A 20,030-nucleotide genomic window follows, 5' to 3' on the forward strand; every position below is an offset into this window, starting at 1 on the left:
CCGCGGATGCCGGTGAACCGAACTACCAGCCGTGTGCTGTTGTTCGACCGCGAGCAGCGCTTCTTGCTTTTTCTGACGAAAGCGCCGGATACAAGCGGTGTCGCGCGCTGGCTGACGCCGGGTGGCGGCGTGGACCCGGGGGAGTCACACCACCAAGCGGCACTACGCGAGCTTGAAGAAGAAACCGGACTTGTTATCGAGGATCTCGGTGCTCCCGTGTGGTCGCACGACTTCGTGGTGGAGTGGGATGACGCTGATCATGACACGGGTCACGCCGAGTTCTACCTCGCTCACTCAGATGCCTTCGAGCCGTCACAAGAACAATGGACAGCCGACGAACGCGTCGACGTGTTGGCACACCGGTGGTGGACCATCGATGAGTTGGCCGCCACATCCGATCGTTATGAGCCCGCCGAGCTTGTCGGCGTCATTCGAACGCACCTTCAGGAGATGAACCGATGAGTCGTCCACTACCGCACTACTCGGTGCCCGATGTCGAGTACTTGAACGAAATTGAGTTCGACACCATCACCAATGATGATGCTGTCGCGCTGGGGCTGATTGCCGTACAGGTCATTCAGGAATGGGATCTCAATCTCGCAGTTGAAATCGTTCTCCACGGTGACGTTGTCTTCAAGGCGAAGCTGAAGTCGACAAACGCAGACAACGACCCCTGGCTGGCGGGAAAAGCTGCAGTTGTGAACCATTTCGGCGAAGCGTCGCTTGTGGTCAAGCTGCGCCACCTCGCTGCCGGTACGCCGTTTGAAGATCGAACGGATGTCGACCACGACAGGTACAAGGCTCACGGTGGATCGATTCCGCTGTGGGTAGACGGCGCCATCATCGGCACAATGACCATGTCGGGGGAGCCGGACGCTATCGATCACGAAGCCGCTGCTGAGGCGCTGGCGAGGTTCGTCAGCAGCCGTAATCCGAGTTTTTAGTGTGCTGCTGCAGTGAGCACGGGTAGAACTTCACGTCCTCAAACCGGGGCTTAGTTGACAGACTCTCATGTTTTTGCTAACCTGCCTATGCGGCTAAGGCGCAAGCCTTCGACGCCAGCGCAAGGTGAAATCACGAGTGTTTAAGTGGGGGAGCGCCATGAGCGAGGTGCGCAGCGGGCTGCACATTGTTGCCGCTGCGGCCGTTATGGCGATGCTGACCGGGTGCACCGGCGCCTCAGAGGCAGACGTCGAAGTGAGAGTTCACGCGCCGGACCGCACAAACACGGCCAGTGATTCCGTTATGTCAGAAGCTCCCGAACTGATGGCGTTCGAAACCGAGGGCGAGGTTGTCCTAGCGACGAGCACCAATGCCGGCGGCTCTATCGATGTGTCACCTTTCATCCCGACAACAGGACGCATTGCGGTGTATTCAGACTGTGTCGGCTCTGGTCGCATGACAGTGTCGCTCGGTGACGTTGCACAGTCTTCTCACGAGTGTCGCGAAAGTTCAGATGACGCAGTCCACCTGGACGAGCTGGACATCGATCCCAGCGGCAGCTATTCAATCGCAGTAACGACCGACAACCAGCAGCCCTGGACCGTGGCGGTCGTGGCGTTGCCGCCGTTGCAGCCCTGGACCGTGGCGGTCGTGGCGTTGCCGCCGTTGCAGCCCTGACCTCTGCCGCCCCTCTCGTAGACGCGTTTAGTATCCGATAATGCACATTATGTCAGCTCAAGGAGATTTCAACACTCTCTAGCGTTTAGCCGACCGGCTGGCAACGAACAAAGGATTCCGGAATGGATTTCGTTTTCACCGTCGTCGTCATCGTCATTCTGTTTTATGTGCTGCACCGAGTCGTTCGCAGCGCCGTGCGTGATGGCATCCTCTTGGCTGACGAGGAACGCCAGTCAGTCGATCACCACAAACCTGAATAAATCTTTATCAAGAACTTGGTTCGAGAACAAAGAAAGGGAGCAGGCAGCCCGATCGGCCGCCCACTCCCCTGCGCCCTCGTCAGATAACGACGAGAGGTGACCTAGTACTTGTAGGACTGCCCGCCATCGATCGGCAGAACGGTTGCGTTGACGTAGCTGGCGTCATCGCTCAGCAGGAAGGCCACAACGGCCGCGATCTCAGGTGCTTCACCAAAGCGCTTGGTCGGGTTTCCCTGAATGAACTGCTCGGCAGCGCCACGGGGGTTTTCGGCATCAAGCTGCTTCATCGAGTTTTCGACCATCGGCGTCCAGATGGCGCCTGGTGCGATCGCGTTGATGCGGATGCCGTGCTCAGCATATTCAATACCCGAGTTGCGAGTGAGACCCACGACGCCATGCTTGGCTGCTGCATAGCCGGACTGGTTTCCGATCCCGCGGATGCCGCCAACGCTCGCCGTGTTCACGACCATGCCGGAACCCTGCTCGCGCATGATCTTGAGAACCTTCTCGAGGCCCAAGAACACACCGCGCAAGTTAATGGCGACGACCTTGTCGAACTCTTCTGCGGAGAAATTTTCAGTGAGGTTCTGCTTACCTTCGATGCCGGCGTTGTTGAAGAAGCCATCGATGCGACCGAAGCGTTCTACGGTTTCCGCGACGTAACGATCAACATCCGACTCTTTGGACACATCAGCGACGACAGTGAGAACTTCGGCGTCGGGCGCGGTCTCAGCGATCGCGGTGACGGAGTCGGCCAAGCCGCTTTCGGATACGTCGACGAGAGCGAGTTTGGCGCCCTCCCCCGCTAGTCGCACTGCGGCCGCCCGGCCGAGGCCTGACCCTCCGCCGGTGATGAGAACTACGCGGTCTGTGAAGCGATTCATGAATTGCCTTTCGAGTGGTTTCACCGCTCAACTGAATTCAGAGCGGCGGTAATGAGTGCGCGTGATGCTGTCCAGCGCACAACCTCAGCTCGAAAAGTCAGAAGCGTGCGTCGAACGATTGCACAAGTTTGACTATACGATTGCTGGCTGAATGTCGCCTCAGAACTATCACCGCGATTCTCCACAGCGCTCGGTTGCGGCAATGCCAGCCCATCGTGATGCGGGACGAGCCACGCGTGCCCGAATCCCCGCTCGGCTCTCCGGCTGGCCAGCCTATGTGCGTTGGGCTGGCCGACCGAAGTGGGAGTTAGAACGCCGCGTTGATATCTACGACGTCAATGACCTTCTTGTTCACGAACTCTTGAATACCAAGGTTGGTGAGCTCGTGGCCATATCCCGAATGCTTAACGCCACCGAACGGAATGTCAGCCTTCACCATCGTCGGGTGGTTCACGTACACCATCCCCGTGTCGATCTTTCTGGCTACCTTTTCACCGTTCACGGTGTCCCTCGTAAAGACCGAGCCGCCAAGACCGAACGGCGAATCGTTCGCCACCGCAATCGCCTCCGCTTCATCTTTGACCCGGATGACGATGGAAACAGGTCCGAAGAACTCTTGGTAATAAGACGGATTTTTCGAGTCGATTTCGGTGAGAATCGTTGGCTGGAAGAACGCTCCGGTGGTGGGCACCGGTGTGCCGAGGGTTTCTGCCTTCGCTCCCCCGGCAACGGCATCCTTCACCTGGTCTGCAAGCTTGTCCGCTGCGGACTGAGACGACAGCGGAGCGAGGGTCGTCGCCGCATCCATCGGGTCGCCCGCTTTCAAAGCGGATACGCCGGCGCGGAACTTCTCGAGAAACTCATCGAACACATCGTCGACCACGATCATTCGCTTGGCTGAAACGCACACCTGGCCGGCATTCCAGTGGCGGCCGAATACGGCCCACTCGACTGTTTTGTCCATATCGGCGTCCTTGAGGACGACAAACGCATCGGAACCGCCCAGTTCGAGAGTGCTTTTCTTCACCGCTTTCGCCGCGTAGGCCGCAATAATCGACCCCGCTTCCTCACTTCCGGTCAATGCAACACCGCGTACGCGCGGATCGTCAATAACGTGCTGAGTGAGGTCATGAGGCAGGTAGAGGTTCTTGAATCCGCCCGCGGGAAGCCCCGCACGCGCAAACAGATCATCGAAGATTGCCGCGGACTGCGGAACATTGCTTGCGTGCTTCAGGAGGATGGTGTTGCCCGCGACCAACTGCGGCGCGGCCACACGAACCACCTGGTAGTAGGGGAAGTTCCAAGGCTCAACCGTCAGGAGAACACCGAGCGGCTGGCTAACGATCTCGACGTTACCCTCTGCGGCGTATTCCACGGGAACCTTCTCGGTTTCCAGCAGCGACTCGCCACGCTCTGCGTAGTACTCGAGGATGTCGGCCGAGAGGTCAACTTCGGCCTCAGCCTCGGCGATCACCTTTCCCATTTCCAGAGTGAGCAGCTCTGCGTAGCGACGCTTGTCGGCTCGCAGGAGCTTCGCGGCCTTGGCCAACACCGCCATCCGGGTCCCATACGAGGCTTCGCGCCACGACAAAAATGCTTCGTGCGCCGCGGTGATCGCTTCATCCACTTCACTCACCGTTGCATCGGGGAAGGTGGCGACCACTTCATTCGTATACGGGTTAATCGTTTGGTAGGCCATTCTGGCTGATCCTTTCGTTGGTTGATACTTTTCGGGAGGGAAAACTGCGGCTTACTGGCCCGCGGAAAACGATACGAGCCGGGCGAGCGCAGACGAGTCACTCAGCGTGGAAGGGTCGATCGGTGTTGGCGACACGAGCGTGGCCGCTGGCGCGACAGGAAGAAACCTTTGCGTGGCTTTCGCAGTCTCGGTGAGAGGAACGATGCGAAGCGCTGCGGCTTTAAGGGTGAAAATTGCGGTCATGGTGGTCCTCAGGCGAGAGCGAAAGATATTCGCTGCCGAGGACTAGAGCAACAAGATAAACGTTACTCCTCATGCCTGAGAGTTTCGCAAGTCTCGGGCATTTACGAGACGGAGAATTGTGCCTATGCGTGCAAAAAACTCGCCGTGCCGCCCCAGAGTTCTGAGTTGCGGATCACGGCGAGTCTCGTGTTCATGGGACGCTGCCCCACCTGTAGTCAGGTTACGTCGGACTATTCCTTGTCCAGGTTCTGAGGACCGTCCTCCGAATTAAGTTCGTGTTCGTCATAAACCGGAGAAACCTCGTGGAGCTCTGAACCTTCGGGCGCACCGCTTTCGGCAAAAGGAACGACTGGCTCGCCCGCGACCGCATCGTTAGTGGCGACCGCATCGGCTTCGAAAGCGTCATCCGGGTACTCGAATCCGGATGGAGTGGAATCTGACTTCATGGTGCAGCCTTCCTAGGTTGAGCAATTGCGCAGGAGTACCCTCACGCGTCTGTGTCTATTGAACGCCGCAGTGGCACCTAGGGCAAGCGTGATTCTCTGCTGAGGAGTGCCCCGACCTCGCGGCGACGAATCATGACCAGCGCGAGGCCAGCGACGAGCAGCATCAACGGCAGTTGAATCGGCAACACTGACCCAGAACCGGTGAACGCGAGCGAACCCGATTCAAGTGCGGTGATCGTGATGTTCGCCCAACCAATCACTGTGCCATCCGCTGCGGTAACTACCAAGCGGTGAACGCCTGGTGTGAGCGTCGAAGGAATAGTTGCTGAGACAGTTCCGGCGGCGGTGACCGTCGGCGATCCCAATAGAGTCGGCGTGGAGTAGATCCACGTGTTCACGACATTGCCGGCGTGCGCTGTACCCACAGTGATCGTGATGGTCTCCCCCGGACTCGCGCTCGTGGGGGCAGACACCGAACCCCGGTTCGCCGCCGTGAGGCTGGCCTCAGGAACAGCTACAGGAGTAGTCGGCGTCGCTGGATCAGTCGGATCGGTCGGGTCAGTGGGGTCAGTGGGGTCAGTGGGATCAGTGGGATCAGTGGGATCCGTCGGGGCCGTCGTCACAGTGCAGTCGATGGTGCCGGCCCGCAGCGCGATGCCGTCGGTGTTCGAGTCATCCGACCAAAACACCGCTTTGGAGTCGGAGACGCACTCGGACTGCGGCACGATCGCGAAGCCCTCGTTGTTGAGGTTCGGCATTCCTGTGGGGCGTTCGAAGACGGTGGCGACTTCGAAGGAACCAGCCGTGGCGCCATCCTGAGCAATCTCGAGAATGGCGCTGCGACCGTTGCAGGTGTCGTCACAGATCGCCCAGAGTGCCCCGAGAGCGGGGTCGAACTCGAGTTCCATCACGCTTGAGAAGCCACTCTCGATCGTTGCAACCCGCTGGAATGCGCCCGAATTCTGGTCGAGCGCGTAAGCGTAGATCGTGCCATTGGCTTCGAGCCCCACGAAGAAGAGGCCCTCACCGTGGCCGGCGTAGGTGCTGGGGTTGTAGAGCGCGCTCGTGGCCTCATCCCTGAATCCTTCAGCGACCAGGTAACTGTCGGGAACCCACGCGATGCCCTCAAGCCCCGCATTCGCTGCCACAGCGGGCAGGTCAGCGGTGAGGTTCCACTCCTGGCTGGCCGTCAATTCGGATGCAGCGCCCGCCACCCCATAGCGAAGAATTGTCGGGCGGCTCACCCCGCTGTTCGCGTTGTCACGTTCGCTCGCGATGAAAACTCCCCCGGAGGCGCCAGCCGAGGTCAGCGCGACGCCTTCGGCATCCACGTCTCCGGTACCGTCGGCGTAGTGCAGCAGCTTGCCCTCGTTCCACGAGTTCGTTACCACTGGCGCCCAGTTGGTGCCATCAAAGACAAGCTTGTACAGCGCACCGGGGCCGTTCTTTGCCGCCCAGAGCACGTCACCTGACACTGCGGCTTCAAAAGCAAGCCCGCTCATGTTGTCGCTGAACGCGTCCTTCGCGTTCGCCGTCGAAATCGTCGACGCCCCAGGCCATGTCGACGTTTCGAGTTCGCCAACGCAACTGTTGGGCGCGCCCTGTGTGACGGCCTTCGACGTCGCGAAATCGCCGGTGCCGTCGGGGCAGCGCGCGTAGGTTGTGGCGGCATGCGCCGTCCAGACGTAACTGTCGATCAGGGTCACGCCGTCAGCATCGAAGAGCCTCGCCGAGTCTCCCCCGCCGAGCCCAAAGTCGGGCTCGACGACGAGATAGTCGCCCGCAGCAATCGTCGTGCCGGCAGCGAGCGTGAAGGCGTGACTGTCGTCGCTGTCCTTGAGGATGAAGCCCGAGACATCCATTGAATCTGAACCGTTGTTCTTCAGTTCGACCCAGTCGCTCGAATCGCCGCTTGACTCGATTTCGTTGATGCGGATCGGCGCGCTGCAGTCGTTGACTGAACCCTTGGTGGAGCTTGTCGTGTCGCCAAACCCGGTGCCGCACACCCCGAGGGTTGTGGGCGAATGGCCGCTCCAACTGCGTGAATCGATTGCGGTGAAGCCGTCGGCAGCGAAAACGCGGACCGAGTCGGCCGTGCCGAGGCCGAAGCTCAACGCCGGCTGGTCAAAGACGTAGAAAGCCCCGGCCGCAAGTGATGTCCCGGCAGGGATCCGCGCGACGTGGCTATCGTCATTGTCTTGGATGACCCAGTTAGAGAGGTCAACAGGGGTGCTGCCGCTATTGAAGAGTTCGATCCAATCGGTAGCATCACCATTCGACTCGATTTCGTTGATGCGAACGCTCGGGAGCTCGGTGGCAATGCAGTCGTTGGCGGCACCCTTTGTCGTGGTGTTCGTCGTCGCAAACTCGCCGATGCCGTCTGGGCAGCGGCCGTAGGTAGTGCTCGCGTGCGTTGTCCAGCTGTAGCTATCGATCAGCGTCGTGCCGTCGGTGTCAAAGACGCGCGCGGCATCCGCACCGCCCAAGCCGAACGATGGCTCAAACGCGAAGAAGGCGCCCGGCTCGATCGTCGTCCCGCTAGGGATCGAGTCGGTGCGGCTGTCGTCGTCGTCCTTGAGAACGAGGCCCGACACATCCACCGCAAAGGTGCTGATGTTGGTGAGTTCGATCCAGTCGCTCGTGTCGCCGCTCGACTCCACCTCGTTGATGCGTACCGCAGCTGCGGCCGTGATCTCGCAGGCGTTCGCTGCACCCTTGGTGGATGCCACAGTGTCGCGGAACTCCCCCGTGCCGTCAGCGCAACGCCCATAGGTGGCAGCGGCGTGACCATCCCACGCAAACGCGTCGATAGCCGTAATACCGTCGGCGGCAAAGAGGCGCGCGGTGTCTGCCTTACCGAGTCCGAAGCCCTCCGGATTGGCGTCGTCGTTGACGTTGATGACGAGGTACTCGCCGGCCGCGATGCTGGAGCCGACAGGGAACGCAAGGGCGCGCTCGTCGTTGTCGTCCTTGATGATCCAGCCCGAGACATCCACAGTGTCGGTTCCCGTGTTCACGAACTCAACCCAGTCGAAGTCGTCGCCGTTCGATTCAATTTCGTTGATGCGCACCGACGACAACTCGGCGGCATCCGCCGACACCGTCGAAACGGTCGGGGAAGTCACTACCAGCGGCACCGCCAACGATAAAGAAATGAGGAGGGCGGCAAGGGGCCGTCTGCGCATGGGGAATGCCCTTCGAGGCTGCGGTGAGGATGCCCGGTCGGGAGAGCAGGCGTGCGCAGTCTTGGGCAACGATGTGAACCACCGGTGAACGCGAATCGACCGGATAGTTCGCAATCAGCGACGCCGACAGGTTTCCCATGAAGCCGTCATAGAACTATCCGCTAGTATCAGCGGCGCTCGCGATCACCACCCGCGCGGCCAGATTCTTCTAGGGGCATTTGCCATGATCACTCGCTCGATAACCTCACGCACAGCACTCGCTTTGTCGCTGGGGGGAATTCTCATCCTCTCCGCGTGTGCGTCAGGCCCTGCCGACGACACTGCGACCGCTACCGCGACGCCGAGTATCGAGCCGAGCGCTGCAGCGTCTGCGATCGACATCCCGGATGCCTGGTCTGGCGTCATCGATGCCACTGCCATTCCGCTCGGCGACGACCGCACCTCCACCTCCCCCGCTGTCGATTATCTGTACTCCTGCAAGACCGACTTCAGCGGGCGCGGACCCGTGAACGGCGGACCGTGGATCGACTACGACGCTGGCACGTGGGATGCCACGACAAAGGACACCGTCGAGGGCGCCGTCTCGTGGCCACAGGCCTATTACGAGGAACAAGTCGGCCACGACACTCGCACCATCCTGACTGCCAATGTGCCGACCGAGCAAATGACCGGCACGTTCCCCATCGCCGATACCGACCCGGCGAAAGAATTCGACCGCAACCCCAACGAGATTGACGAGAAGCTTGTTGAGCTCACGCTTAGCGTCGCTCCCACCGTTGCCGCCGAGCCAAGCTGTGTTGCGATGGGGGCCGTTGGCGTGCTTAAAAATGGCGTCTACCTCTATAACGCGGTGGATGCCTCGGGCGGGGATGCGGTCGCCCACGAAACTCAAGACCTGTGTGACGGGCATCCGGATGGCGGCGACTACTACCACTACCACGATGTACCGTCGTGCCTGCTCGACGCTACCGCCGAGACCGGGTCAACGCTTGTCGGGTACGCCCTAGATGGCTTTGGAATTTACGTCGAGCGTGACTCCGCGGGAAACCTGCCCACCAATGCCGATCTCGACGAATGCCACGGCCGCACGAGCACCGTGCTTTTCGACGGTGTTGAGCAGGAGATGTATCACTACAGCGCCACGATTGAGTTTCCGTTTACGGTCGGGTGCTACGTCGGCGACCCTGCGCCCGTGCCTTCGCACGAGCACTGAGCTTCGGCCGCGCACTCTGCCGAAGTTCGTCAGGAACTCCAGGCGCTGCGGATCGCGGTGACCACATCCTCTTCACGAACCTCATGCCCCTTCGCCTCGAAGACCAGTTCACGGATGCGTGACACGATCGCCCCCGGCAACACGGATGCGCCTTCTGAAACGCGGGTGCCAGCACCCGTGCGCGAGTAGACGAGCCCGTCAGCTTCAAGCATCTTGTATGCCTTGGCAGCAGTTCCGTTTGCCACACCAAGATCGCTCGCAACCTGGCGCACCGTGGGGAGCCGCTCGCCGCTGCCTACCTGACCCGAGACGATCATCCCTCGAAATTGCTCGTAGATTTCGTTGGCGTCGGTCACTAGCGCACCAACTCCGGAGAAGACACACGCGACCGCTTGCCGTGAATTGCTGCCACGAGGATGAGCAGCGCGAGGGCCTGCAGCAGCGCACCGGTCACGGCGATCGCCGGGGCAAAGGACGCATACCCCAAGGACACGAGGTAGTCGTCGGAATCTAGGGTGGTGATCACGTTGGAGAACATCGCTGTTTGACCGATGAGGAGAAGAGCGCCGCCCAGCGGAAGCAATACTGCGGCGATGAAAAGTCGAAGCAGTACAGAAGATGCGCGCGTGCGCTCGCGAGTTTCCGCATCGACGGACGCCGGGCTTGCGAACGGGCGAACCGAGATGGTGCGCAAAACCCACCACAGCTGCACTGCAAGTACCACAGCGAGGATTACGACCGGCACTGAATAAGCCCAGCCGTAGAAAGTGCTGGCTGAGTACTCATCCCAGGCAGCATCGGTGACGCCGACGGGTCGCGGCCCGCTGACCAAAGTATGCAGCCCGAATCCGTCGGTGATCGAGTGCACTCCCGCAAATAGCGAGACGCTCACGAGCGCACCGAGAACGCTGGCTGCGCTTGCGAGCTCTTTGCGACTGGCGAAACTCGTCCACCCACGCGGCTTCATTGACAACACCGGCGCCTCCACCACCACGGGCTCTCGTGCAACCCGCACCATGACTACGGCCAGCACCACGACCGCGACGATCAACGGCAGCGGATAGCGCCACCACGCATACGCCCACGGGTCGGGGCTGAAATCGACGCTCAAGTTCGGCAACAGGTAACGCTGCGCCAAGTCGAGTAGCGGAAAGAACTGGACCGCGAGATGCACGATCAATACCGCGGCTGATCCTGTGACTGCGACTGAACGCATGAACGCACTGCGTCCTGGCACGACAGTTTCGGCGGTTCGCCCTCGCCTCGCGAAAAGGAAGATGACGATTGCGATTGTCGCCAGGATAAGTGGAGACTGTAAGACGAGCAGTAGGTACGACATTGACGGCTCCTTCAACTTGTGTCACTCGCATGATACAAGATTGAAGTGATCGATTGTCAACACTTCAACGCAAGATCTGCCGGAATACTTGCGAAAAACTCACATACGTTACACTTTCCAGATGGAAAGTGATTCCGCGGACTCCCCCACCGCCCCAGATTCCGCCCCACAGTCCACGCGGGTTGAAGCCTCTCGCCAGCTCCAACAGCAACAAGAAGTGCGCGATTCGTTGAACCAGCGAGGGCCGTCCCGAGGCTTCGCTTGGTTCAGCCTCTGGAGCGCTCTGATGGCAGCGAGCTATATCGGCGTGTTTCTTTTCGCATTTTCCGTGAGCATCGGCACAGCCGGCGACAGCAACCCCGACAAGTTCTCGCAGACATCGCTACTCCTCGTACCAATACTGGCCTTCACCACGATGACCACGGGCACCCGTGAACGGTTCGGCATCCGAAGAGCACTACCGCGAGCAGTATGGATTCCCTTGGCCCTCGCGATCATCGCGATGACCTTTCTGTCGGGTCTGTCGGTGTTCGACGTGCCCTACTCCCCGTGGCTCATCGCACTCGTCGCTCTCACCGTCTTCGTTCCTCTGGCCGCTCCCGCCATAGCTCAACTGATCCGGGTGCCACGTTCACGCACCCCGGCGGGCCGCAGCCCCGAACCGCTCAGCACACCCGTGCGCTGGAACACCGGGATCATGGGAGCGGTAGCGGGCTTGCTCATCTCATTCGGCACTATTCCGATCGTCTCAGCACTGCTGATGATCGCGGCGCTCGCGGGCATCGCGTTCACGTACGTGCTGAACGAATCTGCATGGGTCTTGCCCCGCGTCGGTTTCGAATGGGGCTGGATACAGTGGACTGCCTTCGGCATCACCACGAGCACGCTCTTTGCATTTGCGATACTCGCTCCGCTGGCACAGTCGCAATCCCTCGCGGCAACGATAGCTGCCGGAATCGCGGTCTTTCTCGTCATGCTCGCGGCTTCCGCGCTGCCTGCGCACCGAGACGCACGTTCATGAAACAGCATCCTCGTCACCAGCTGGACGACGCATTTCTGACCCCGGTGAGACTGTCGCTCATGGCCGCACTCGGCCCGAGAAACGAGATTGACTTCACGACGCTAAAACAACTCCTCGAAGTTGAGGACTCGGCTCTCAGCAAGGCGATCAGCTATCTTGCGGATGCCGGCTACGCGAAAGTCATCAAGGGAACGGTCGGCAATCGTCCGCGCACGTGGGTCACCTCGACGGCAGCCGGGTATCGCGCGTATCAGCAGCACCTGCTGGCATTGCGAGCGATCACAGAGCAGGGCTAGCCGCGCAGAAGTTAGCCGCATCTTCGCCAAGAACTAGGGACTCGGCTGCCGATATTCGCGAGTGCGTTCCCTAGGAGGGCTTTCACAAATTCGACCGAATAGGCTCGGACTGCACATCTGTTCCCTGCCCACGCACTCGACGACAGGACCACCTGAATGCCACCCCGCGACCCGCAATCCTCCCCAAACGCATCATCCGGCAAAGACCTCACTGTGAAGCAGCAGCGCGATGCGCGCCGGGCCACAAAAGTCGCCGCGCTAAAAAAGAAACAAGCCGCCGAGAAGCGTCACCGTGTCATCGGTATCGTCATTAGCAGCGTCGCCGCGGTAGGCGTCCTAGCATTGGTCATCGTAATGGTGGTGGCGAACGGAACTCCCCGAACCAGCCCCGAAGCCATCGAGATCGACGGTGTGCAGAATTATCCGAATCTGGTTGCCGGTCATGTTGAGGGCACCGTCGACTACGAACAAAGCCCACCGGCGGGCGGTGAGCACGCATCCGTGTGGCTGAATTGCGGTGTGTACACCGAGCCAGTGCCGAACGAAAACGCCGTGCATGCTCTTGAGCATGGTGCCGTGTGGGTAACCTACGATCCGGCGCAGGTCTCGGGAGACGAGCTGGAGGCGTTGCAGGATGCTGTTCCGTCCACCTATTCGGTACTGTCACCGTACGAAGGCCTTCAGTCGCCCGTCGTGATCTCGGCCTGGGCTAACCAGGTTGAGCTCGACGGAGTGGACGACCCGCGAATGCAGGATTTCATTGACAAGTTCTGGCAGGGCGGCGACGCACCAGAAATCGGCGCTTCGTGCTCCGGAGGAATCGACGGCGGCGGACGCATCGCATGACCGTCGGCGATGGCAGTTCGCCACGTCACCCCTGGCTCCGCTTAAGCGCCATGGCGATCGCAGCGCTGCTGCTGGTTGGAGTCGGCGTTCTCGCTGGTCAAAAGTTGTTGCCCGCTGAATCCTCGGATCCCTTGACGACGAGCGCCGAAGCCGGTTTCGCGCGCGACATGCAGACGCACCATCTGCAGGCTGTCGACATGGCGATGATCATTCTGGAAAAGAGCGAGAATCAAGCCATACGCACCTTGGCCTATGACATTGCGACGGCGCAGGGCCAGCAAGCGGGACAAATGTTCGCGTGGCTCATCATGTGGAATTTGCCGCAAGCCTCGAGCGAACCTGCGATGACGTGGATGATGGATGACGGCGAGCACGACTCTCACGTCACCTCGAATTCCGACTCCTCGACCGCGACGACAATGCCCGGCCTCGCGACGTACGACCAGATGGAAGCTCTTAGAGCGAGCACAACCGACGCTGACGCTATGTTTCTTGAGCTCATGATTGCCCACCACGCGGGCGGCGTCGACATGGCTGAGGGGCTTCTCGAACGCTCGACCAACGATGTCGTGACGTCGTTGGCCGAGGGAATGGTTGCCGTGCAAATGAGTGAGATCAACTACATGAACGAGTTGCTCGCAGGTCTTGAAGGATAGAACTCAGACTCCACGGCGACGAAACAGCACCCACGCGATCGCTAGGCTTCCGGCCGCCCACAGAAACAGCGCCACCATGCTCGCGCCGGGTGGAAGCTGCAAAGTATTTCCATACTGAAACCACGGCTGGAAGGTATTCGGGCCCAGCGTTTCCGCTGCGTCGCGCCCCGACGGGAATACTCGGCCAATGTTAGTCAGCCAGACAAGCGGGGTGTCGACGGTTATGCGTTCCATTTGGCTCGTCAGCGTCGACACGACGACGAAGATCGTCGCCAAGGCGAAAAGTGCACCGGAGGCCGAACGCGCGATCATGCCGACACCGCATCCGAGTGCCGCGACTAGCCCGAGCGCAATCGTCCCTTTGGCGATAGAGATCCATACGATGCTCGCTGACAAAGTGGCGGGGAAACCTTGGTCCTGCTGGATGGGCGTCGCCACTATCGCAGCCAGCAGTAACGCGATTGCCCCTACAGCCATCGCTGAGGTGACCGCAATCCCGGTTTTCGCCGCCAGCAACCATCCGCGCCGGGGTACCGCCGCTAGCGCCGGCCGGATGTTTCCGGTGGCAAAGTCCGAGGTCGCGACAAGAGCGCCGAACGCTGCGATGAGGAACTGGCTGAGGGCCAGCCCACCGCTTATCACTGTCATCTGATCGTAAAAGGTCAACGAAGCTAAATCCCAGGCGGTAATTGGCGCCTCGAGAATGTCAGCTGGATTTCTCGCGACAGCCCAGCGCCACGCCATAAACACAATTGCGCCCGCACTCAACGCCAACAACCACCGCGAGGAGGGCAAGGTAAGTGCCTTCAGCGCCTCGGATCGAACTACTCCCGTAAAGCTCAATCCGCGAGCAGGGCTCTCCACTCGCATCGCCGGCCGCGAGGCTTGTGACTGGCGACCGTTGCGCGCGACTTCCAGATGAACTGACCGTCGGGCAAATATCACAGCTGCGGCAGCGAGGAGGAGCGCTGATCCGGAGGCGAGCACAGCGAATCCTATGGACGGCTCCAGCGCTGATGCGCTAGTCCCTTCCAGCACGAATGGCTCTGCCGGTGCTCGCGTAGTGAGCGCTTGAAGCGCGCTGGCCGGGAGCAGCTCCGCGAACCGAGGCACCCAGGATCCTCCGAGATAGAAGAGCGTGCTCGGCATCAACACGATGATCCCCACGAAGAAAATTGCGGCCGACACTGCTGATCGCGCAAGCGCACCGAATGCAACGCCGAGAACCGCGAAACATGCAGCGCCCGCGACGACGCTGATCAACAACTCCGCCGAGCGATCGAGGCCGGGCACTGTATAACCACGCGATGTCAGCGTGATAGATGCGATCCAGCCGGCGACAGCCGTCCCCACAGCTGCGGAAATAGCGGAGAGGCCAATGCTCGGAACGGTCTTTGCCACGATCAGCATCACTCGGGATGGCACTGCCGCCAATGAAGCTGCCAACGAGTCGTCCGTGTACTCCGAGGTTATGGCGATGAGACCGAGCGTCGCCGACAGAACTGCCAGCGGAAGCGCACCCACTGAGATCGATTCGAAAAGTATCGAGGTGCCATCGGTGTTCAGATCAGTTCCGACAATCAGCGGCACGAACAGCACGCGCACGGTTGCCAGCACAACTGGCAGGAGAAACATCAGCACCACGATGAGCCGCGGTGGACGAAGAGACCAGAGCTTGAGTGACTCCGAACGAACAACACCCCAGGCCTGAGTCAGCCTCTTAGGCTCGACTCCGCGTGCAACCGCGGAACTCACTTCTCCGATCCCTGCCGGTATTCGACACTCGAATCGGTGAGCTGACGATATGTCTCTTCGAGGGATTCCACCTGAGTGCGAAGCTCAATCAGCGGAATACTCAATCGAGCCGCCAGCAAGCCGACTTCTTCGGCGGTCGAACCCTGAATGACCAGTGCGTCGCGCTCCTCAACCACCCGCGCCCCGGACGCGGCGAGAGGCACGATCAATTCGCGCGTGTGAGGGCTCCGCACAACTACGCGTTCAGCGCCCCGGAGGCGTGCAAGCTCTGACAGCGGAGAATCAGCGAGCACCTTCCCGCGCCCAACGATCACCACGTGGTCGGCGGTCAGCGCGACCTCACTAATCAAATGCGAGGAAAGCAGCACTGTGCGCCCCTCCGCCGCAAAGTCGCGCACCAGCTCCCGAAACCACATCACGCCATCGGGATCTAAGCCGTTTACGGGCTCGTCGAATACGAAGACCTCGGGATCGCCGAGCATTGAAGCTGCAATGCCGAGCCGCTGGCGCATCCCCAACGAATACCCTCCAATGCGACGAGAGGCCACACCGCTGAGCCCAACTTCTTCGAGCACGAATTCGACTCGCTCGTTAGATATCCCATGAGTGAGGGCAAGCGCCCGCAGGTGATCGAAGCCGGAGCGCCCCGGATGCGCGTTGCGAGCATCCAACAGTGCGCCCACCTGAAACAGCGGATTCTTTATCTTCCGATAAGGTTCGCCACTGACGAGAGCTTCCCCTGAATCCGCCGCTTCGAGGCCGAGCAGTATGCGCATCGTCGTGGTCTTGCCCGAGCCGTTAGGCCCCAGAAATCCTGTCACACGTCCAGACGCAGCCGTGAAACTGAGGTCATCGACCGCGAGCTTGTCGCCGAAACGTTTCGAGAGGTGACGAAACTCGATCAAGCGCGGCCCCTATCTTGACGGATCATCACCTTAGAATCCCATAGCGGGAAGCTGAGAACTAGGGTCTCTCCACAATTGCCCGTACTGTCGCAATAATGGTCACAAGCATCCGCGAACCCGCAGAGCCGCGACATCCGCACCGCTAGGGAGGCACCCACGATGGCCAGTACAAGCAACCCCAGCTCCCCCGGTTCTCACGCGGCCGATAGCCACGACATAATTCGGGTGCGAGGCGCTCGCGAGAACAACCTCGCTGACGTCAGTGTCGACATCCCGAAACGCCGCCTCACGGTCTTCACTGGCGTATCGGGCTCAGGCAAGAGTTCGCTCGTGTTCGGTACAATCGCTGCCGAGTCGCAGCGCATGATCAACGAGACGTACAGCGCATTCTTGCAAGGCTTCATGCCCTCGCTCGCCCGCCCCGATGTCGACGTGCTCGAGGGCCTCACGACGGCGATCATCGTTGACCAGGAGCGCATGGGCTCGAACGCCCGCTCCACCGTCGGCACCGCGACCGATGCCAATGCCATGCTGCGCATCGTGTTTAGCCGCCTCGGCAATCCCCATGTTGGTTCACCGCAAGCCTTCTCCTTCAACGTGGCATCCATCTCGGGCGCAGGCGCCGTCACTTTTGAGAAGGCGGGCGTCACCACTAAGGAGCGCCGCGAGTTCAGCATCACCGGCGGCATGTGCCCGACGTGCGAAGGTCGCGGCAGCGTTAACGACATCGACCTCACGCAGCTCTACGACGACAGTAAGTCGCTCGCCGAAGGTGCCCTGACGATCCCCAACTACACCGCCGATGGCTGGATGGTGCGCATCTTTACCGAGTCAGGCTTCCTCGATCCCGACAAGCCCATCAAGAAGTACACCAAGACTGAGTTGCACGACTTTCTCTACAAAGAGCCGGTCAAGGTCAAGATGCAGTCGATCAACATGACCTATGAAGGGTTGATCCCCAAGATTCAAAAGTCGATGCTGTCGAAAGACCGCGAAGCGATGCAGCCCCACATCCGGGCTTTTGTCGATCGCGCGGTCACGTTCACGACCTGCGCCGATTGCGGCGGCACTCGACTCAACGAGGGTGCCCGAGCATCCACAATCGCTGGAATCAATATTGCGGATGCCTGCGCCATGCAGATCAGTGACCTCGCCGAGTGGGTGCGCGGGCTGAACGAACCATCTGTAGCCCCGCTGCTCGAAGCGCTGCAGCAGACGCTCGACTCGTTTGTGGAGATCGGCCTCGGCTATCTCTCCCTCGACCGTCCCGCCGGAACCCTTTCTGGCGGCGAAGCGCAACGCACCAAGATGATTCGCCACCTCAGTTCGTCGCTCACTGACATCACCTACGTTTTTGATGAGCCAACCGTCGGTCTCCACCCGCACGATATTCAGCGGATGAACGAGCTCCTGTTTCGGCTGCGCGACAAGGGAAACACTGTGCTCGTGGTTGAGCACAAGCCAGAAACGATCTCGATTGCCGACCACATTATCGACCTTGGCCCTGGTGCCGGCACCGAGGGCGGCCAGATTTGCTTCGAAGGCAGTTTCGACGAGCTGCGCCAAAGCGACACCGTCACCGGCCACCACATTGACGACCGAGTCTCGGTCAAAGACGAAGTGCGCTCCCCCACCGGCATCATGGAGATTCGCGGCGCCGACTCCCACAATCTTAAGAACGTGGATGTCGACATCCCGCTGGGCACCCTCGTCGTCGTGACGGGCGTTGCCGGTTCGGGCAAGAGCTCATTGATTCACGGATCGGTGGTGCCCCGCGACGGCGTTGTGTCCGTCGATCAGGCCGCCATCAAGGGATCACGCCGCAGCAACCCCGCCACATACACCGGGATGCTCGAGCCCATTCGCAAAGCATTCGCTAAGGCCAATGGCGTCAAGCCCGCCCTGTTTAGCGCCAACTCCGAAGGCGCCTGCCCCAATTGCAACGGCGCCGGGGTAATCTACACCGACCTCGGCGTCATGGCCACCGTCTCGACCCCGTGTGAGGTCTGCGAAGGAAAGCGCTTCATGGCCTCCGTGCTGGAGTACAAGCTCGGCGGGCACGACATCAGCGAAGTGCTCGGGATGTCCGTCGCCGAGGCCGAAGCGTTCTTCGGCGAAGGCGAGGCACGCACTCCCGCGGCCCACGCCATCCTCGACCGGCTAGTTGATGTCGGGCTGGGCTACCTGCGCCTCGGGCAACCACTGCCCACGCTCTCGGGCGGAGAACGTCAACGTCTCAAGCTCGCCACCCAAATGGCTGACAAGGGCGACATTTATGTTCTGGATGAACCGACCACAGGTCTGCACTTGGCCGACGTTGAGCGACTCTTGGGCCTTCTCGATCGACTCGTCGATTCGGGAAAGTCCGTGATTGTCGTCGAGCACCATCAGGCAGTCATGGCCCATGCAGACTGGATCATCGATCTCGGTCCTGGTGCCGGAAACGATGGCGGCTCGATCGTTTTCGAAGGCACTCCGGCAGATCTCATCGCCGCCAAGTCTTCGCTCACGGGCGAACACCTCGCGGCGTATGTGGGCGATGGCGGGTAAGGCAAACCGCGCATTACACACTCCTGTTGCGGTCTACCAGCTATAGATTCGCGGAATGATCGCGTGGCGCGCCGACTCATCGGGTCCAGGAAACACCACGAAGATGGGCAAATGGTCAGGGTCTCGGCCCTCGAGCACCTCAATCCCATCGAGCTGTTCACGACGGACGTGGCTCGACTCTCGACGCATCGCATCTTCACACTGTTGCAATTCTTCCAGGGTGTCGGCACTCCAAATGAGGTACTGGATACCCACTGAGCCGAGTACGCGACTCGGCTGCGCATGCTTACCGCGAAGGTAGAGCTCATAGTTCTCAGGGCCAACCAACAGCGCTGCCGACTCATCAAAAATTGAGCATGTGAGCCCGAGAAGATCGCAATAGAACGCGACCGATCGATCAAGATCTGAAACAAATGCGACGGCGGATGAGAGACGCACGATAGCTCCTCACTGAACGATTGTGAGCTTCGCCGATTGGCGCGCTCACTCTGGCGGTGAGCAGTGGCACCAGCAGTTCGCTCGCTATTCAAGGTACGCTCACGATGCCCGAGCAGCGAGGCTCTTCACCGTTTCCTCAGGCAGCGTTCAGATTCGATGCCGCCCGAGACGCTGTCGACGCCGAAGCCGTACGCTTAGTGCACGCCACCTAACTGGGGAGAGATCGTGACATTTTTTGAGTCCATCGCCACCGTATTCCGCAAGTACGCGGACTTCACCGGGGTCGCAAGCCGCCCCGAGTACTGGTGGTTCGCGCTCTTCTCCTTCATCACGTCGGGAATCGCTGCTTCGCTTGACCCGAGCAGTGGCAACGATTTTGGTCACATGGGAGCAAACTTCGGGCTTTCAGTGGGTCTGAGCGCCGCCTGGTCACTCGCTCTCCTCGTTCCTCAACTCGCCGTCACCGTTCGCCGTTTGCGCGACACTGGCCGCAATTGGACGAACATTTTCTGGATACTGGTTCCGATCGCCGGTGCGATCGTTCTGATCGTTTTCCTGACTCAGCCGAGCGTTACGCAGCAGAGCGTTGCCGGGCAAGTTCCCCCGCAGGTCGCAGAGACTTCATAAGGAATCCATAGACTTCTGGGCCAACATGGCTCTCCTCACGATCAGGA

Annotated in this window: 21 protein-coding genes; 11 read left to right on the top strand and 10 right to left on the bottom strand. The window is 60.4% G+C overall.

Annotated elements, in window-relative coordinates:
- Positions 1–6: 6 nt before the first annotated feature.
- The 4 genes from I6E51_RS08610 (at position 7) to I6E51_RS08625 (ending at position 1,880) form a co-directional block, all read left to right on the top strand.
- On the top strand, positions 7–462 hold the full coding sequence (locus I6E51_RS08610; protein ID WP_197109970.1) for an NUDIX hydrolase: 456 nt from the start codon (positions 7–9) through the stop codon (positions 460–462).
- The gene (locus tag I6E51_RS08615; RefSeq protein ID WP_197109971.1) at positions 459–944 is read left to right on the top strand and encodes a heme-binding protein; all 486 of its coding nucleotides are present in this window, start codon (positions 459–461) and stop codon (positions 942–944) included. The genes I6E51_RS08610 and I6E51_RS08615 overlap by 4 nt, the downstream gene beginning before the upstream one ends.
- A 157-nt stretch (positions 945–1,101) precedes the next feature.
- Complete coding sequence (locus I6E51_RS08620) at positions 1,102–1,620, top strand: hypothetical protein (protein WP_197109972.1); 519 nt, start codon at positions 1,102–1,104, stop codon at positions 1,618–1,620.
- Positions 1,621–1,742: 122 nt separating this feature from the next.
- Positions 1,743–1,880, top strand: coding sequence for a hypothetical protein (locus I6E51_RS08625; RefSeq protein WP_197105576.1), 138 nt, complete (start codon positions 1,743–1,745; stop codon positions 1,878–1,880).
- 101 nt (positions 1,881–1,981) lie between these two features.
- On the opposite strand, the gene I6E51_RS08630 is transcribed toward I6E51_RS08625, so the two are convergent.
- From I6E51_RS08630 to I6E51_RS08650, 5 genes are all read right to left on the bottom strand, one after another.
- Positions 1,982–2,764, bottom strand: coding sequence for a glucose 1-dehydrogenase (locus I6E51_RS08630; RefSeq protein WP_197105575.1), 783 nt, complete (start codon positions 2,762–2,764; stop codon positions 1,982–1,984).
- A gap of 307 nt (positions 2,765–3,071) precedes the next feature.
- Complete coding sequence (locus I6E51_RS08635) at positions 3,072–4,463, bottom strand: NAD-dependent succinate-semialdehyde dehydrogenase (protein ID WP_197109973.1); 1,392 nt, start codon at positions 4,461–4,463, stop codon at positions 3,072–3,074.
- Between the two features lie 51 nt (positions 4,464–4,514).
- The gene (locus I6E51_RS08640; RefSeq protein WP_197109974.1) at positions 4,515–4,706 is read right to left on the bottom strand and encodes a hypothetical protein; all 192 of its coding nucleotides are present in this window, start codon (positions 4,704–4,706) and stop codon (positions 4,515–4,517) included.
- Positions 4,707–4,936: 230 nt separating this feature from the next.
- Entirely contained in the window at positions 4,937–5,152 is a 216-nt protein-coding gene (locus I6E51_RS08645; protein WP_197105573.1) for a hypothetical protein, read from the bottom strand.
- A gap of 77 nt (positions 5,153–5,229) precedes the next feature.
- Entirely contained in the window at positions 5,230–8,337 is a 3,108-nt protein-coding gene (locus I6E51_RS08650; RefSeq protein WP_197109975.1) for a lamin tail domain-containing protein, read from the bottom strand.
- Positions 8,338–8,560: 223 nt separating this feature from the next.
- On the opposite strand from I6E51_RS08650, the gene I6E51_RS08655 reads away from it, so the two are divergent.
- Positions 8,561–9,550, top strand: a complete 990-nt coding sequence (locus I6E51_RS08655) for a YHYH protein (RefSeq protein WP_197109976.1) — start codon at positions 8,561–8,563, stop codon at positions 9,548–9,550.
- Between the two features lie 29 nt (positions 9,551–9,579).
- Here the strand turns inward: I6E51_RS08655 and I6E51_RS08660 are convergent, their stop codons facing one another.
- Together I6E51_RS08660 and I6E51_RS08665 are read right to left on the bottom strand one after the other, a co-directional pair.
- On the bottom strand, positions 9,580–9,906 hold the full coding sequence (locus tag I6E51_RS08660) for a GntR family transcriptional regulator (RefSeq protein ID WP_307783881.1): 327 nt from the start codon (positions 9,904–9,906) through the stop codon (positions 9,580–9,582).
- The gene (locus I6E51_RS08665; RefSeq protein WP_197109977.1) at positions 9,906–10,889 is read right to left on the bottom strand and encodes a hypothetical protein; all 984 of its coding nucleotides are present in this window, start codon (positions 10,887–10,889) and stop codon (positions 9,906–9,908) included. The genes I6E51_RS08660 and I6E51_RS08665 overlap by 1 nt, the downstream gene beginning before the upstream one ends.
- 121 nt (positions 10,890–11,010) lie before the next feature.
- Here I6E51_RS08665 and I6E51_RS08670 point away from each other — a divergent pair, with 121 nt between their 5' ends.
- The 4 genes from I6E51_RS08670 (at position 11,011) to I6E51_RS08685 (ending at position 13,708) form a co-directional block, all read left to right on the top strand.
- Positions 11,011–11,910: a hypothetical protein gene (locus I6E51_RS08670; RefSeq protein ID WP_197109978.1), complete on the top strand. Its 900-nt coding sequence runs from the start codon at positions 11,011–11,013 to the stop codon at positions 11,908–11,910.
- Entirely contained in the window at positions 11,907–12,206 is a 300-nt protein-coding gene (locus I6E51_RS08675; RefSeq protein WP_197109979.1) for a transcriptional regulator, read from the top strand. Before I6E51_RS08670 ends, I6E51_RS08675 begins: the two co-directional genes overlap by 4 nt.
- A 213-nt stretch (positions 12,207–12,419) precedes the next feature.
- Entirely contained in the window at positions 12,420–13,052 is a 633-nt protein-coding gene (locus I6E51_RS08680; RefSeq protein ID WP_307783882.1) for a DUF3105 domain-containing protein, read from the top strand.
- Positions 13,049–13,708 (top strand): DUF305 domain-containing protein, encoded by a 660-nt coding sequence (locus I6E51_RS08685; RefSeq protein ID WP_197109981.1) that lies wholly within the window; start codon positions 13,049–13,051, stop codon positions 13,706–13,708. Before I6E51_RS08680 ends, I6E51_RS08685 begins: the two co-directional genes overlap by 4 nt.
- A 3-nt stretch (positions 13,709–13,711) precedes the next feature.
- Here I6E51_RS08685 and I6E51_RS08690 read toward each other — a convergent pair whose 3' ends face one another.
- Positions 13,712–15,343 (bottom strand): ABC transporter permease subunit, encoded by a 1,632-nt coding sequence (locus I6E51_RS08690; RefSeq protein WP_197109982.1) that lies wholly within the window; start codon positions 15,341–15,343, stop codon positions 13,712–13,714.
- Between the two features lie 116 nt (positions 15,344–15,459).
- Positions 15,460–16,368, bottom strand: coding sequence for an ATP-binding cassette domain-containing protein (locus I6E51_RS08695; protein WP_197109983.1), 909 nt, complete (start codon positions 16,366–16,368; stop codon positions 15,460–15,462).
- Between the two features lie 159 nt (positions 16,369–16,527).
- On the opposite strand from I6E51_RS08695, the gene I6E51_RS08700 reads away from it, so the two are divergent.
- A complete protein-coding gene (locus tag I6E51_RS08700; protein WP_197109984.1) occupies positions 16,528–18,918 on the top strand; it encodes an excinuclease ABC subunit UvrA in 2,391 nt (796 codons plus the stop codon).
- A gap of 33 nt (positions 18,919–18,951) precedes the next feature.
- Here I6E51_RS08700 and I6E51_RS08705 read toward each other — a convergent pair whose 3' ends face one another.
- Positions 18,952–19,356: a VOC family protein gene (locus I6E51_RS08705; RefSeq protein ID WP_197109985.1), complete on the bottom strand. Its 405-nt coding sequence runs from the start codon at positions 19,354–19,356 to the stop codon at positions 18,952–18,954.
- A gap of 225 nt (positions 19,357–19,581) precedes the next feature.
- Between I6E51_RS08705 and I6E51_RS08710 the strand changes: the two genes are divergently transcribed.
- A complete protein-coding gene (locus tag I6E51_RS08710; protein WP_197105560.1) occupies positions 19,582–19,983 on the top strand; it encodes a DUF805 domain-containing protein in 402 nt (133 codons plus the stop codon).
- Positions 19,984–20,030: the final 47 nt, after the last annotated feature.

The organism is Salinibacterium sp. NSLL17, from assembly GCF_015864935.1.
In the GTDB taxonomy this organism is placed as follows: Bacteria; Actinomycetota; Actinomycetes; order Actinomycetales; family Microbacteriaceae; genus Rhodoglobus.